The sequence below is a fragment of the Neolewinella persica DSM 23188 genome (assembly GCF_000373105.1).
In the GTDB taxonomy this organism is placed as follows: Bacteria; Bacteroidota; Bacteroidia; order Chitinophagales; family Saprospiraceae; genus Neolewinella; species Neolewinella persica.
The window spans coordinates 21,293-36,435 of record NZ_KB890435.1; the positions used below are offsets into that span (position 1 = coordinate 21,293).

Annotated in this window: 11 protein-coding genes; all 11 read right to left on the reverse strand. The window is 51.6% G+C overall.

Features of this window, described 5'->3' with window-relative positions:
- Positions 1–347: 347 nt before the first annotated feature.
- The 11 genes from B036_RS0114340 to B036_RS0114390 all read right to left on the reverse strand — a co-directional run bounded on the left by B036_RS0114340 (position 348) and on the right by B036_RS0114390 (position 15,142).
- Positions 348–767 (reverse strand): cytochrome C oxidase subunit IV family protein, encoded by a 420-nt coding sequence (locus B036_RS0114340; RefSeq protein ID WP_020569417.1) that lies wholly within the window; start codon positions 765–767, stop codon positions 348–350.
- A 123-nt stretch (positions 768–890) separates the two neighbouring features.
- On the reverse strand, positions 891–1,865 hold the full coding sequence (locus tag B036_RS0114345) for a cytochrome c oxidase subunit 3 (protein ID WP_020569418.1): 975 nt from the start codon (positions 1,863–1,865) through the stop codon (positions 891–893).
- A gap of 73 nt (positions 1,866–1,938) precedes the next feature.
- Positions 1,939–2,529, reverse strand: coding sequence for a cytochrome c oxidase subunit 3 (locus B036_RS0114350; protein ID WP_020569419.1), 591 nt, complete (start codon positions 2,527–2,529; stop codon positions 1,939–1,941).
- A 5-nt stretch (positions 2,530–2,534) separates the two neighbouring features.
- Positions 2,535–3,449: a heme o synthase gene (gene cyoE, locus B036_RS0114355; RefSeq protein WP_020569420.1), complete on the reverse strand. Its 915-nt coding sequence runs from the start codon at positions 3,447–3,449 to the stop codon at positions 2,535–2,537.
- Between the two features lie 99 nt (positions 3,450–3,548).
- Entirely contained in the window at positions 3,549–5,399 is a 1,851-nt protein-coding gene (locus tag B036_RS0114360; RefSeq protein WP_020569421.1) for a cytochrome c oxidase subunit I, read from the reverse strand.
- Positions 5,400–5,434: 35 nt separating this feature from the next.
- Positions 5,435–6,967: an OmpA family protein gene (locus B036_RS0114365; RefSeq protein ID WP_026231996.1), complete on the reverse strand. Its 1,533-nt coding sequence runs from the start codon at positions 6,965–6,967 to the stop codon at positions 5,435–5,437.
- A 131-nt stretch (positions 6,968–7,098) separates the two neighbouring features.
- Positions 7,099–8,511 carry a hypothetical protein gene (locus tag B036_RS0114370; RefSeq protein ID WP_020569423.1) on the reverse strand — a complete coding sequence of 471 codons (1,413 nt, stop codon included), beginning with the start codon at positions 8,509–8,511 and terminating at the stop codon, positions 7,099–7,101.
- Between the two features lie 63 nt (positions 8,512–8,574).
- Positions 8,575–9,504 carry a c-type cytochrome gene (locus B036_RS0114375; protein ID WP_020569424.1) on the reverse strand — a complete coding sequence of 310 codons (930 nt, stop codon included), beginning with the start codon at positions 9,502–9,504 and terminating at the stop codon, positions 8,575–8,577.
- Positions 9,505–9,686: 182 nt separating this feature from the next.
- Positions 9,687–10,220 (reverse strand): DUF3341 domain-containing protein, encoded by a 534-nt coding sequence (locus B036_RS0114380; protein WP_020569425.1) that lies wholly within the window; start codon positions 10,218–10,220, stop codon positions 9,687–9,689.
- A gap of 32 nt (positions 10,221–10,252) precedes the next feature.
- Positions 10,253–11,716, reverse strand: coding sequence for an NrfD/PsrC family molybdoenzyme membrane anchor subunit (gene nrfD / locus B036_RS0114385; protein WP_020569426.1), 1,464 nt, complete (start codon positions 11,714–11,716; stop codon positions 10,253–10,255).
- A gap of 87 nt (positions 11,717–11,803) precedes the next feature.
- Positions 11,804–15,142: a TAT-variant-translocated molybdopterin oxidoreductase gene (locus B036_RS0114390; RefSeq protein ID WP_020569427.1), complete on the reverse strand. Its 3,339-nt coding sequence runs from the start codon at positions 15,140–15,142 to the stop codon at positions 11,804–11,806.
- Position 15,143: the final 1 nt, after the last annotated feature.

The following is a 15,143-nucleotide window of genomic DNA, read 5'->3' on the forward strand; positions in this document are numbered from 1 at the left end:
AATACGCTAAGGCCGGAATTCATAAGCGGGAGCAATTGGCCCATAACTCTATTCGAAACCAAATATTTCTTAAGGGCAAAGCTATCTGGCGATATGTATTTTCAACCAAAACCGAGTAACGTTTTAACGAGAGCCTTCTCTGTAAGGCAGCTTTTTTCAGGCATATGAGAATAAGTGTACGCACTTGTATGAACGCTATCACCCTTGGCAGCTCCGGGCAAAAGGCTCATCGGCCGAGCGTACTTTTTTCTGTCATCCTTTCCCTGCACCTGCGGCCGCGCCCAAAATAAAAACGCCACCATCAACCATGGTTGACGGTGGCGTTTTAGTCTTGAAGACCAATAAAGTTAGCCAATAATCAGGTCATCTTGAGCCGGAGTGATGGCCCCCGTAGACCCTGACTGAATAGGAGCTTCTATGCGGTTACGCTTATTGATTTCTTCACGATTTCCTTTCCAGGCATCACCTTCGTAAAAGAAGGCAATGACCCCCCAAACGAGCAAGCCCATTGGCAGTAGCACCGTTAAGGCCAGGCCTTTGACTTCGTAGGCCATGTGCATGAACTCGTAAATGATGAAGTATGCCTTGTAAACCGAGAGGACGATGATCAGTATAGCAAGTCCGATGAAGATCGGTTGCATGTCTTTAGCCCAGTCCTGAGCCTTAAGAAGAGAAAGGATTACTTCCGCAACGGTAACCGCTGCCAACAAGCCAAGTCCTTTCCAAACCGCTTTTTTTGAATCTTCGTAGCTAGCGTGAGATGCCATGAGGATAATATTTTTTCGCCAGTAAAGCCGGCCGTTAGGTTATTGTTATTTGCTGTCTGCAAAATGCGCAGCGTTTCAATAGTTCCTTTCCGCAATACTACGGAAAGAGACTGGAAAGTAGATTTACAGGAGGTAGAATACGAGGAATACGAAGACCCATACCAAATCTACAAAGTGCCAGTAGAGGCCGATCTTTTCGACCATCTCGTAGCCGTTTCTGCGGGCGGCGTAGACGCCGCTGCCTGCGTTAATCAGGATGATAAGCAGGAAGCCGACGCCGGTAAGTACGTGAAAACCGTGGAAACCGGTAATGCCGAAGAAGAGGGCACCGAAGGCAGATGGGCCGAATTCCTGGGTTTTGGTAGCTCCGGCATCGAAGCCATCGCTTACCAGAAATTTGCGATGAATGTAGCCGCGGTCGTCGACCATATAGCCCGCAGCATCAGTCGCCGTGGTTGGATACTCGAAGTGGGCTTCTCCTTCATGACCTTCGCCGTGGCTCTCACCCGCTTTGTGCATGAGGTAGGTTTCACCAGCAACTACCGCTTCATCGGTAGGCTCGCCAGTTTCGGGGTCAAGGTAAACGCCGTTTTCCACATAGGTGCCAAACGGGTTAGTGGTTACCGTCATGTGCTCTACGTTGATCAGGTTGTTCCACTCCCAGGCCTGACAGCCAAGAAAGCCAGCTCCACCAATTACGGTAAGTAACATCCAGAAAACCACTCCACGTTTGTTCTCGCGTGCGCCTTCCTGCACCGCCCGAACCATGGTACCGGAGCTGATGATGAGGAGGAACGACATGAAAGTTACAAAGATCAGTGGCGCATGGCCACCGGGAAATAACTCATGGATACCAAAGGGAGCGGTAGCGAAAACCGCGTCAGGAACTGGCCAGCTGGGGCTACTGATACGCAGGGTACCGTAGGCAATCAGGAAGCCTGAAAAGGTAAAAGCATCCGAAAGCAGGAAGTACCACATCATCAACTTCCCGTAGGAAGTCGCGAAGGGTTTACTATCACCGCCTTCCCATCCGCCCTCGGGCTGGTGGTGCTCGGCGTGCGCGTCGTGTTCAACGAGAAGGTCCGTTTCTGCGGCCATGTTTTTGCTATTTATACTCGGTGGTTATACATACTTCCCACTGCCGTAGCATTGGGATGTTCTCTTAAAATTATTAGCGTTGCAAGCTCAGGAATACGATCAGGTAGATCCAGAGCAGGTCAACAAAATGCCAGTAGGTCAGCGTCAACTCCAACCGCAACTGGCGGGCGGGAGTACGCTTCAACTTGCGTACGAAAGCGACGACCAGGGCTACGGTCAGTACAGCGATGCCACCCAATACGTGGACAGCGTGTAAGCCACTGATGGCGTAGACAAAATCACCGGATGGATTGATCTTTAACGGGACGCCTTCGGCGGCCAGTTGTTCCCAACCCAGGTATTGCAGTATTACAAAGGCGATCCCTAAAACAAAGGTCAGGCTAAGTAATGACTTGTAGGCAAACGCTGCTTCTCGTTTGAAGGCACTATAAGCGGCGTGCAAAGTTAGGCTACTTACAACTATGACCAAAGTGTTCCAGTAGAAAATAGATGGGATGTCGAATTCCAGCCAGTTTCCAGCTGCTCTCCGAACCACATAGGCACTGGTCAGCGCTGTGAACATCATTATCAGGCTCACCAACCCTACCCAAAGCGCTAGCTTTTTGGGGTGAATTTTATTGCGCCGGGTGGCAACCTCCATTTCCTTATTTACGGTAGTTTCCATGGCAATTAGTTTAAGATAAATTGCTGCCCTATCCAGTAAGCTGTGAACGCCAGAGGAAGGTAGGCAAAAGAGAAAAACATCATGCCCAGCGCCGACTTGCGTCCGGGTTGAGCACGAAAAGCCAATGCAAAGTGGAGAAAGACACCACTCAGCAAGACCACCAGGCCAGCGGCCCAGATGGAGGTTACCCCTAAATAGTAAGGAACCGCAGCAAGTGGTACCAGAACGATGGCAGCAATAACAGCGTCACGCCCTAAGGTCTTTGCATCTACAGTACCATTCCGTTCGGGGACCAATTTAAACCCGGCCTTCGCATAATCTTCGTAGCCCAAGTAACCTATCGCATAGAAGTGTGGTAGCTGCCAGAAAAACTGGATAGTGAAAAGCGTCAGTCCCAGTAAAGTTATTTGCCCTTCTGCAGCGGCGCAGCCGATGAGTGCGGGTAAAGCTCCCGGGATCGCACCGACCAGAACAGCCACCGGTCCCACACGCTTTAACGGTGTGTAAACAAAAGCGTAACTGATCAACGAAACCATCCCAAGAAAGGCCGTCCAGGGGTTGAACAGTGCCAACAAGGTAATGCCACCAATGCTGGAAAACCCTGCAATCAGTAAAGCATCACTGGAACTAAGTCGACCTTCCGCCAGCGGACGCGTACGCGTACGCTCCATTTGACGGTCGTAATCCTTCTCGAGTACCTCATTAAGCACGTTGGCGGCGGCAGTAGTCAGAAAGCCACCAGCGGTAAGTACGAATACGTACCACCAGCTAAACGAGCCTGCACCTAAAGCGACCATGTAAGCCAACACGGAAGACAGGACCACCGTAGCGGACAGCCTGAATTTAACCAGGGCGCCCAAGTCCGTTAGCCGCTGGCTAAACGTACTGGTAATTTCCCGACTTGCGCTTTGATGCTTCACGATTGATTAAACAAGGAATGATAAATGCAGGAACTAAAAACCAGAAACTAGGAACCAGCAGCTAGTTCCTAGTTTCTAGCGCTCTAGTTCCTTAGAGGCCTAGTGTGCCGGAGATTCATCCGGGCCTACCGGTTCGACCTGAGAAATAAACTCTCGTCCGTCTTTACCGTAGTCATAAGCCCAGCGCTGAACAGCAGGCAGTTTACCCGGCCAGTTACCGTGGCCTGTTTCGATTGGTGTAGTCCACTCCAACGTGTTGGCGTTGTAGGGGTTCATCGTTTTCATCTTACGTCCTTTCCAGATGCTGTAGAAGAAGTTCAGAACGAAGAGCAGCTGGAAACCAAAAGTGATGATGGCTGCAATAGTTATGAATTTATTCAAATCTCCAAATTGGCTAAAAGACTGGAAGACATCGAAGCTGTAGTAACGGCGAGGCACACCTGCCATACCGATAAAGTGCATCGGCCAGAAGACACAGTAGGCACCAATGATCGTTCCCCAGAAGTGGAACTTACCAAGTGTTTCGTTCATAAAGCGACCGTACATCTTGGGGAACCAGTGGTAAACACCGGCGTACATACCGAAGAAGGCCGCTACTCCCATCACAATGTGGAAGTGAGCTACTACGAAGTAAGTATCGTGCAGTTGAATATCAAGGGTAGAGTTACCGAGCCAGATACCGGTAAGACCACCGGAAATGAACATGGAGACAAAGCCGATACCAAAGAGGCTGGCGGGATTGAAGCGTACGCTACCACCGTATAAAGTAGCAATCCAGTTGAACACTTTTACTGCCGATGGTACGGCAATGATCAACGTAAAGACCACGAAGAAATTGGCGATGAAAGGATTGACCCCAGACATAAACATGTGGTGTGCCCACACGATGAAAGAGAGGAAACCAATCGCCAGTATCGAAAAGACCATGGCCTTGTATCCAAAGATCGGCTTACGGGCATTAACGGAGAGTACCTCCGAAACAATACCCATCGCAGGAAGGATAATGATGTATACCTCCGGGTGACCGAGGAACCAGAACAAGTGCTGGTAAAGGATCGGGCTACCACCTACGTGGTCAAGTGCCTGTCCGCCAATGTAAATGTCGGAAAGGTAGAAGCTGGTACCGATACCACGGTCAAGCATCATCAGGAAGAAGGCAGAGACCAACACGGGGAAAGACAGCAAGCCCAAAATAGCCGTCACGAAGAAAGCCCAAATCGGGAGTGGCAAACGCCACATGCTCATGCCCTTAGTCCGAAGGTTAAGTACGGTAGTAATGTAGTTGATGCCACCAAGGAGGACTGAAACCACGAAAAATACCAAAGAGATTGTCCAAAGCGTCATACCGGCACCAGATCCATCCATGGCTTGGGGGAGTGCGGAAAGCGGAGGATAGGCTACCCAACCACCGGCAAATGGGCCGGTACTGAGGAACAGGGAAGCAAACATGATCGTACCGGAAATAAAGAAGAACCAGTAACTCATCATATTGAGCATTGGCGAAGCCATATCTCTGGCGCCAATCATCAGCGGGATCAATAGGTTCGAGAAGGTACCTGACAAGCCAGCGGTGAGCACGAAGAATACCAGAATGGTACCGTGCATAGTAACCAAAGCGTAGTAGAAATCAGGTACAAGACTACCAACTCCATCGGAGTTGACAGCTATCCATTTTCCAAGTACGGGCTTTAGCCAGGCGATGCTCTCTTCAGGAAAGCCAAGTTGCATCCGGAATACCAGAGACATCAGACCACCAATAATGGCCCACATCATCCCGGTAATCAGGAACTGCTTGGCAATCATTTTGTGATCCTGCGAGAAAACATAATGAGAGATGAAATTAGATTGGTATTTGTCTCCGTGGTGATGCTCGTGGAAGTGGTCCTCGTAACCCAATTCCTGGATCAGACCTTCCTCACGATTTGCCGGAGCTATAACTGCTGTTGCCATGGTAATCAGCTTTTAAATTGCTTCTGTGTGATAGTTTACTTAGACGGAGTATTGACGATTGTCGTCGGTACGGGTAATGCACCCCGTGTAACATATAATTCTGTACGTCGGTTGGCCTCGCGGCCGTCTTCAGTTGCGTTGTCGGCGACGGGGGCGTACTGCCCGAAGCCAGAACTGACCAGTCGGTCGGCACTAATGCCTCCTTTAACCAGATAATCCAGGACAACAGCTGCTCTGCGGTCGGAGAGCGTCAGATTTGCTTCCGCATTTCCAGTGTTGTCAGTATGCCCCTTCAGCAGGGACTTAACTTCCGCGTTCTTTTTCAAGAAAGCGATCGCATCATCCAACTGGTAACGACTCAGTTCAGTAAGCTGAGCACTTCCGGTTTCAAAAGTTACGTACTTCAGGATGAGCGTATTGTCATCATCTTCCGGGGTTTCCAGTGCCGTATTGGCCTCGGTATTAAATTCCTGACGGCGTTGCTCGATCTCTGCGGGGAACAGCATGCCAGTATTTGGGTCATTTTCCGTGAAACGGATGTTCTCCATGTAGTAAGATGGCTGCTCAGCCAACCAGGCTTCGTATTCATCTTCTTCGACAACTTCAAAAGTCCGCAACATCGAGTAATGACCGTTGCCACAAAGTTCAGCACATGCTAACTCGTAATTAGCCGTTTCCCAAAGCATCTTTTCCGGATCGTTCGGATCGGGAACCTGATATTCTTCGTACTCGCTGAGTGATTTGCGCCACTCCTTCGTCGTCTTTGTAGGTGTAAAAACGAAATAGGTAGGCAGGCCGGGCAATGCGTCCATCTTCACCCGAAACTGAGGAAGGTAGAAATCATGCAGTACATCCTTGGCCGTAATACGAACCCGTATCTTTTTGTTAAGCGGAAGCTTGAAATTGTTGACGAGTTTATCATCAGCGTTCTTCAAGTCAGTCCAGTCCTGACCAAGCGAGTTCGTACCATCGATCAGACGAAAGTCCTTACGACCAATAAGGCCGTCTTCGCCAGGAAAACGTAGCTGCCAGGCAAACTGGTAACCAGTTGCTTCAATTTCGATGTAGTCGTCATCAGCACCAACATCTCCCATGATATCGTTCCAGGCGTCCAGACCGCTGATCACCAAAAAGGTCATAACGATGGCAGGAATACCCGTCCAGATAATCTCCAGTTGATTGTTGTGAGAAATGAACTGTGCTTTGCCGCCTTTACGCTGGCGGTACTTGTAGGCGTACCAGAACAGGAGGATGTGTGTGAGAATGAACACGATATAGGTTACCGCAAGGGTAACGTTCATCATGCTGTCGATCCGACCACCATGAGCAGAGGCCGATTCGTGTGGACCATAGCCCAACATCCAGTTCTTGTAATAAAAAGCGGAGGCAGTACATAGAACCAGGAAGGCAACCATGAAGGCAACAAGGTAGTACCCCGTCATCTTAGTGTTACGTGCTTCAACTTCCTCAGCACCGCGTAACTGCTTCGCCAGATCACGCACCCGTCCGATCTGAAGAACGATCAGGAGCAAAAGCGCAATACAGATAAATACTATTAGTGTAGACATCAGCTTTAAGTTAGCTTATTTAGACGATCCGAATACTTGCTTCCGGACTTTCACAAATTTAACGAGTGTTGGACGTTTGTGTTAACCAGTTGCCCCTTGTTTAGATCGAGTCTAAATAATGGGCTGATTGGCTACGTATGGTGGTGCAGGCTCTCTTCGAAATACGGGTCTTTCTTAGGCTCCAACGGAGCTTTGGTCAGCATGCTGAGCACAAAGAACAGAAAGCCACCAAGGAAGCCCAGGAATATTCCAATCTCCAGTAAACCAGGGATAGTGTATCCCGCCTTGTAGGGCAGGAATACCCGGGTAGACTCATGGCCTTCGCCATGACCGGCAGCTGCGTGGTCGTCTCCATGACCCTCGGCGGCGTGGCCGTCGTCGTGACTGGCAGTGGCATGACCGTCGTCTGCCGCAGCGTGGTCGTCTCCGTGGCCAGCAGCATCCATAGTAGCGTGCTCCTCGTCACCGTGCCCACCAGCATCGTGCGTCATGTGGGTCAGTGTTTCACGGGCAGCTGGCTTGATCATGTTGAAAAAATCGAACCAGTGGCCGAAGAACACAATCGCTGAAGCGAAGAATAATGTACCGAACTTACGCTTGGTATCGTTCCGCATCAGAATGAAGAACGGGGCGATAAAGTTCAGCAGGAGGTTCCCCCAGAACAATACCGGGTAGTTGTCCATCCGCGTTCGGAAGTAGATCGTTTCTTCCCCAACGTTTCCGTACCAGATCAACATGAACTGGCTGAACCATACATAGGTCCAGAAGATGGAGATAGCAAAAAGGTACTTACCAAGGTCATGGAAGTGTTCCGCGTTGATACCGGGGAAGTAACCACGGCTCTTAAGGTAGATCAGTAGCATGATGGTCAGTGCCGTCATGGCAACAAACAGTGAAGCAGACGCATACCAGGCAAACATGGTAGAGTACCAGTGTGCATCGAGCGACATGATCCACTGCCAGATGACCGCGGCGGTGGTGAAACCAAGAATGATCAGGAAAGGAGCGGCGTACTTCTTGATACGGGCGTGGTGCTCGTAGGCAGTCGTTCCGTTCTTGTCCTCATCAATACTGATTTGGCGAATCCGGCTGATGAAGAAATACCACAGGCCCATGAAGCCGATCGTTGCGCCAGTATACCATACGGGGTTAAGGAAGGCAGACTTATGCTTAAGGATTGCATCGGTTGCTACCGCCTCCGCATCATTCCAGTGATACATGTGATGAGCACCGGTCCACAGACCGACGATGATGACACCCATCAGGAACAGTCCCGGCAGCAGGAACATTCCGAAGGCCTCCCACACACGCTTAAATTGCACAAACCAACCGGCATAGGCCGTGGTAAAGGCAGCATAGGCGAAACAGGCCATGAAGGAAATTCCGATGAAAAAGACGGAATTGTGAAGCAGGTTAGTCCAGAACCGCATGTGGTGGCCTTCGCCACCGTCCACAAAGTAGCTTGCTACGAGCAACACCAAACCAATGAGGGCGAGGCCTCCGGTTACTGTTTTTGCCCGGGATGAGAATACGAAGTTCTCCATCTGATATATTTATTTCGGAGCCGTAGCCCGCTGTGTTTTATAGTTGGGTGGTTCTGTACTCCTTTATTTCTTGCTGTGGTCTTCACCGTGGCCAGCGTCGCCATCATGGCCTTCTCCCTGCCCGGCCTCGTGGCCTCCGGCGTCCATATGCTGTTCACCGTCGGTATCATGGCCAGCAGCCATGCCTTTGAACTCAGCACCAGGAGTGCCGAATGCAGGGTTCAGTGTATTTATCATCGGGGAGTATTCAGTCTTAGTTTCCTTAGCCTGCAAAGATCGAATGTAGTGGATCACCTGCCAGCGCTCTTCGTAGCTGATCTTGTCTTTGTAAGCACCCATCGCGTTGTAACCGTGCATAATGGCATTGTAGTAACGGCCATTAGATGCGGCAAGGAATTCAGCGTTCAGGAAGTTTGCCGGAGCAAGTGGGTATTTGGCGTTGGGGTTCTGCTCATCGTCGTACAGATATCCTAGTCCGTTACCACTCATTCCGTGGCAAATACCACAGAAAATATTGTATAATTTAGCACCACGAATCATACCTTCTTCAGTAATCGGAAAAGGATTATCAACCAATCCAGCAATTGCCGCGAGGCGACCTTCAGGGGTATCATCGTAGTAATACGGTACCTGGCCATTGGTAGGAACACTGATGGCATTCATGTGCTTACCATCAACCATGGTACCACGCATGAGTTCGGCGTCTTCCAACGATTTGGGAGCAGACATCCCAGACAGGTAGGAACTGGCATAGCCACGTGGTACCGTTCCGGCAGGAACGGTCCGTGGGTAAACCAGCTTGGCCAGCTCAATGGTAGATTCCTTATCCCAGGTATTATAGTAGTAATAGTTGTAGGTATTCGCCTCAACGGCCAGGGAATGGGCCATATCGGGCATGTACTCACTTCCCGTGAAGTTATCTTCCGGGTAAGAGCAAGCCGTAAGAATAACGGCTAAACTCAGAGACAATACCAGTACGCGCAAATCTTTCATGCTGTATACTTCGATGGAGAAAAAAGCTTCTCCGTTAATAGTTATATTTTTTTGGCGCGGCCGCTGGTGCAGGGAAAGCGGAAAGAAGCAAGGGAAGAAGGACCAGTGTTTCCACCTTTTCGCCCATTGCTTTTATATACCTTCTGTGGCACCTGCGGCCGCGCCCAAAGGACGCTTCCCGCTTACGCTGGAACCATTTTAGAATGAACGCTTTCTGCACCAGTTTTGGAGAAGTACCCTTTCAGGTCATCCACCGCGCCGGACGCCAGGTCGGTTGCGTCGAAGGCAATGCAAAACTTATCGTCTGTAATCCGATCGTGTAAGCGCCGGGGCTCAGCACCAGGGCCGAGGCCACAGATAATGTAGAACACCAGTACCATTCCCACGGCAGCGAATAGTACCGTAAGTTCGAAGGTAATCGGGATAAAGGCTGGTACAGACCAGTATGGCTTACCACCAAAGATGATCGGCCAGTCGCGGGTAAACACCCACGTCATGAATCCAAACCCGAACAAACAACCGATGGTCCCGAAAATGAATCCGGCGATGTGCAGGCGACTCTCCTCCAGGCCCAGCAGCGGATCAAGTCCGTGCACGGGAAAGGGAGTGTACACCTCATCAATGTTGAGGTGGGCAGCGTTGGCGGCCTTTACGGCATCCAGCAGCTTTACTTCGTCGTCATAGAGTCCGAAGAGGATATTGCGTTCTGTTGACATTACTTCTGCCATGATATTTTCCTTTTGCGGATCTACTTGATCTCGTTTTCGTTGTTGTCGATGTCTACCGTACTTCCTGCAGCAAGGTCGTTGGCTGCGGCCGGCACATGGTGGCCATGACCGACAGCCTCGTCACCAATGTACTGGTCTCCTGCCGTCTTGAGGATCGACTTAATCTCGGCGATGGCCACAACTGGTGCCACACGAGTGAAGATCAGGAAGAGGGTGAAGAACAAACCAAGCGTACCGATGAAGATACAAATCTCCACCCAGGAGGGTACGTAGTAACTCCAGCTGGAGGGGAGGTAATCGCGGGCCAGTGTAGTGGCAATGATCACAAAGCGTTCGAACCACATACCGATGTTGATGAAGATCGACATGAAGAAGGTCCAGAACAGACTGCGACGGATTTTCTTGCTCCAGAAGATCTGGGGAGAAAGTACGTTACAGAGCATCATTCCGATGTACGACCAATAGTAAGGGCCAAGTACCCGGTTAAGGAAGGCGAATTGCTCGTAGATGTAGCCAGAGTACCAGGCGATAAAAAGCTCCGTCAGGTAAGCAACACCAACGATAGAGCCGGTGAGCAGGATTACTTTGTTCATCGACTCGACGTGTTCGAGCGTGATGTAGTCTTCCAGTTTGAGGACCTTACGGGCAATAAGCATCAGTGTAAGTACCATCGCGAAGCCGGAGAAGATGGCCCCCGCCACGAAGTAGGGAGGGAAGATGGTCGTATGCCAGCCGGGAATTACCGAAGTAGCGAAGTCAAAGGATACGATCGTGTGTACCGAAAGTACCAGTGGCGTAGCCAAGCCGGCCAGAATGAGGGAAAGACTCTCCCAGCGCTGCCAATGCTTGGCAGATCCGTTCCAGCCGAAGGATACGATGCTGTAAATTTTCTTCCGCAGGCCTTTCGCCCGGTCACGGACCGTAGCCAAATCAGGTACCAAACCAGCATACCAGAAAAGGAGGGATACCGTGAAGTAAGTAGAGATGGCAAATACGTCCCAAAGCAGCGGGCTGTTGAAGTTTACCCACAGCGGACCCCGGGTGTTGGGGTAAGGGAAGATGAAGATGGCCAGCCAAAGGCGCCCCATGTGGATCAGTGGAAACTGACCGGCACAGATTACGGCAAAAATTGTCATGGCCTCAGCTGCACGGTTTACACCCGTCCGCCATTTCTGGCGGAACAGCAAGAGAATCGCGGAGATAAGGGTACCGGCGTGACCAATACCTACCCACCAAACGAAGTTGGTAATGTCCCAACCCCAGTTGATGGTTCGGTTCAGGTTCCACGAACCGATACCGACCCAGACCGTCCAGGCGACGGAGAAGGCAAACATACCGAGGCACATCACCGAAAGGATGAAGGTGATGACCCAGCTAAGCGAGGGGGCCGTTTCCGTCGGGCGACAGATGTCTTCCGTGATCTGATGGTAGGTTTTTCTACCCGTGATCAGCGGCTTACGAACGGGGGCTACATGTCCACTCATAGTTTATAGTTAGGAGGCGGGGGTGAACCCCGCCCTTACGTTAAAGCTTTAGTTCCTTAGTATGGGAGGGGTTTGCCCCCTCCCGCACTAGGCTTCGAGTTCTTCTAATGGGTTGTGTACTCGGGCTGCGTAGAAAACACCAGGTTGAGTGTTCACTTCCTCAAGAGCCAGATAGTTCAGCGGGTTGTCCAGCTTACCTGCAATGTCTCCCTGCTTATTGTTACGGTCACCGAAGGTGATCGCACCAGTTGGGCAGGCCGTCTGGCAAGCCGTACGAACATCAGAATCGCGCAGCGCGCGCTTCTCGATCTTGGCGGCGAGCTTGCCTTCCTGCAGACGCTGTGTACAGAAGCTACACTTCTCGATTACACCACGGCTACGTACGGTTACATCCGGATTAAGGACCATCCGCGTCAGGTTATCAGCACCGAAGGCCAATTCCTCGCCCTGAACGGTTGGTTCATTGGAGCTGAAGAGGTCACCGGTCGTGTAATCCAACCAGTTGAAGCGACGAACCTTATAAGGACAGTTGTTGGCACAGTAACGGGTACCGATACAACGGTTGTAGATCATTTGGTTTAGTCCTTCATCACTGTGCTGGCTGGCGTTTACCGGACAAACGTTCTCACAAGGAGCATTGTCACAGTGCTGGCACATCATCGGCTGGTAGACGGCGCGAGGATTTTCAACATCACCGTAGAAGTAACGGTCAATCCGGAGCCACTTCATTTCGTGGTGGCGCCAAACTTCGTACTTACCAACGATTGGCACGTTGTTTTCAGCAACACAGGCTACTTCACAAGCAGCACAACCGATACAGGCACTCAGGTCGACGTGCATCGCCCACCAGTGGCCCTGGCTGTAAATGTCTTCGACGTACTCCTCGTAAGGGTACAGCGTCTGATCATTCAGGTGTTGGGCATCGCTCCGCTTTTCAGCGATATGGCCTTTGAGTTCGCCTAAATCAGCGAAGGTTCCCTGGTAAATAATGGAACGATCAACAAGACCGCCCTGCATATCACCCAGGCTTCCGCCGTTACCGTTCATCACGGTAGCTTCATCTACGTTGTAAGGCTGTAGGTATTCAGCCTGCTCGGCAGTCAGCTCACCTGAATGGCTTTCAGTTTCTCCGGTGTTAGTGTTGTAGTACACCATTGCGCCGGATTCGTCCTTTGTTGTGAGGCCCATCGTGTGATGGTACTGAACGCTGGCGAATTCATCTTCAACGGCAACGCGGCCACTCACCTCCGCCTGATCGGCGAAGTACTGAACGTAGCCGGCGTCATCGACGGGAAGCCATGGGTAGACATTGATGCCCACTTCATGGCCAATTGCGCGACCGGAAACACCGGTGATCGACCGACCGTAACCCAGCGCAAGGCCAAAGGTATCCGGCTTCTGGCCAAACTGGCGGACGGCGGTAACCACCTGGGCGGTGCCACCAATAGTAACACTGACTTTGTCGGCTTTGCCTTTGTATTCTTCCTGGTTGAGGTCGTTGTAGGCAGTGTAGGTATAACCTTCTACCCAGCTTACGGGAATACTGAGGTAATTGCCCCATACCGTGCGGAGGATCGGGTCGGGAACTTCTTGCAGCCAGGGGTTACCGGCGTATACACCGTTACCAATATTGACTGTCTCGTAGAAGGTAACCTCCTGGCCTGAACCAGCTTGAGACACACGGCCAGCAGCACCGGAAATTGCTCCGGCGTTATAGCCGCCAGCAGCAACTTCTCCTTCTTCCGTCGCAACGGTGCCAGCTGGCAGCGTAAGCACGCCGGCCTGAAGCGCAGCATCCCAGAAGGAACGGAAGGAGACGAAATCGGACTGAGCACCGAAGGCCGTAGCCTCCCAGTTGCTTTTCACGAATTCAAGGTAAGGCTGATCTGCATCGGCCATTAGCTTATCGGACTTGGCCCAGCTGAGGAAAGTTTCTCCCTGCTCGCGGGTGCCGGCACGGCCGACGCTTGCGAAGATGGGGGTAATGGTAGGTTGTACCAGCGACAACTGACCCTGTACTGCCTCCACATCGCCCCAGCTTTCGAGGTAATGGTGGGTAGGCGTAACGTACTGGCACAGCATCGTCGTTTCATTGGGCACACCGCTCATACTGACGGAGAGCTTGGCTTTGCTGAGGTTCTCAGCGATACTGGCCGCCCATGGGTTGTCCCAGGCCGGGTTAGCGCCGTCGAGGACGATAACTGCGTCGACGCTGCCAGCGGCAAGGTCGTCAGAGAAACGGGCCAGAGCCTGGTCGCTGCCCTTACGTTGCATGCTCCACCGGTCGGTGGTGATGGTGTGTCCGTAGGCACCGATGGCATTGTTGATGGCGTTGACCAACATTTGCTCACCGAGATTATTTGTTCCGCTGACGACGAGGCCGCGGGTACGGTTGCGCTTAAGTTCGGCGGCAACAGCTTTTACTTTTGCAAGTGCGTCAGCCGGGAGGCTGGCGGAGGCACCACCACCAACTACTTCGTTGTAGAGGGCGAGGATAGCCTGTCCCTGCTCACTTGGCTTGACGAGGATGCGGTTATCCGCATTGGAGCCGGTAAGGCTCATGTGGCTTTCGATCTGTACGTGACGGCTCATCTTCTTGGCATCCGTCTTACGGCCCATCGAGTACTGGCGGGCGTATTGTACCGGGCTGATCCAGGTACCGAGGAAGTCACAGTTGATGGCAACGATAACGTCGGCCTTGTCGAAGTGGTAACTGGGGACGGCACGGGTGCCGAAAGTTTGCAGGTTAGCATCGAGTAATGCAGCACTGGAAACGGGATCATACTGCACCAGTTCGGTATTGCTGAACTTTCCTTTGAACTCGTTGATTGCAGCGAGGAGCGAAGGACTCATCACGGTATGAGATACGATGCGCACCTTAGAACCGGCGGACAGTTTGCCGGCGATTTCAGCGTCGATGATGTCCCAACCATCATTATCCGAGTGGTTTTTGGCAGATTTGGCCATTCCTTCACTGATCCGGTACGGGCCATCGAAGCGGCTGGTGTCATAAACACCCAACACCGAAGCTTGTACACGAGCGCTGGTACCACCACCGGTGATTGGGCTCATGCTGTTGCCTTCCACCTTAATTGGCCGACCTTCGCGGGTTTTCACCAGTACGGGGATGTAGTCACCACCCTGCACAAAGGTAGAAGCGTAGTAAGAAGCAACGCCCGGAACGATGGAATCTGGCTTAGAAACGTAGGGAATTGCCTTACGAACCGGAATATCACAAGATGCGATGGTCGCGGCCGTCATGCCAAAACCAAGGTATTTAAGAAAATCCCGGCGGCTGGCTTCCAGACGCGGGTTTTCACTCATGGCCTCGGGCGCGCCTACTTCGTTGTCGGTGGCTTTGATGTATTCCTGGCTGGATTCGAGTTGATCCGTGCCTAACCAGATTTTGTTGACTTGCTTCTTCATT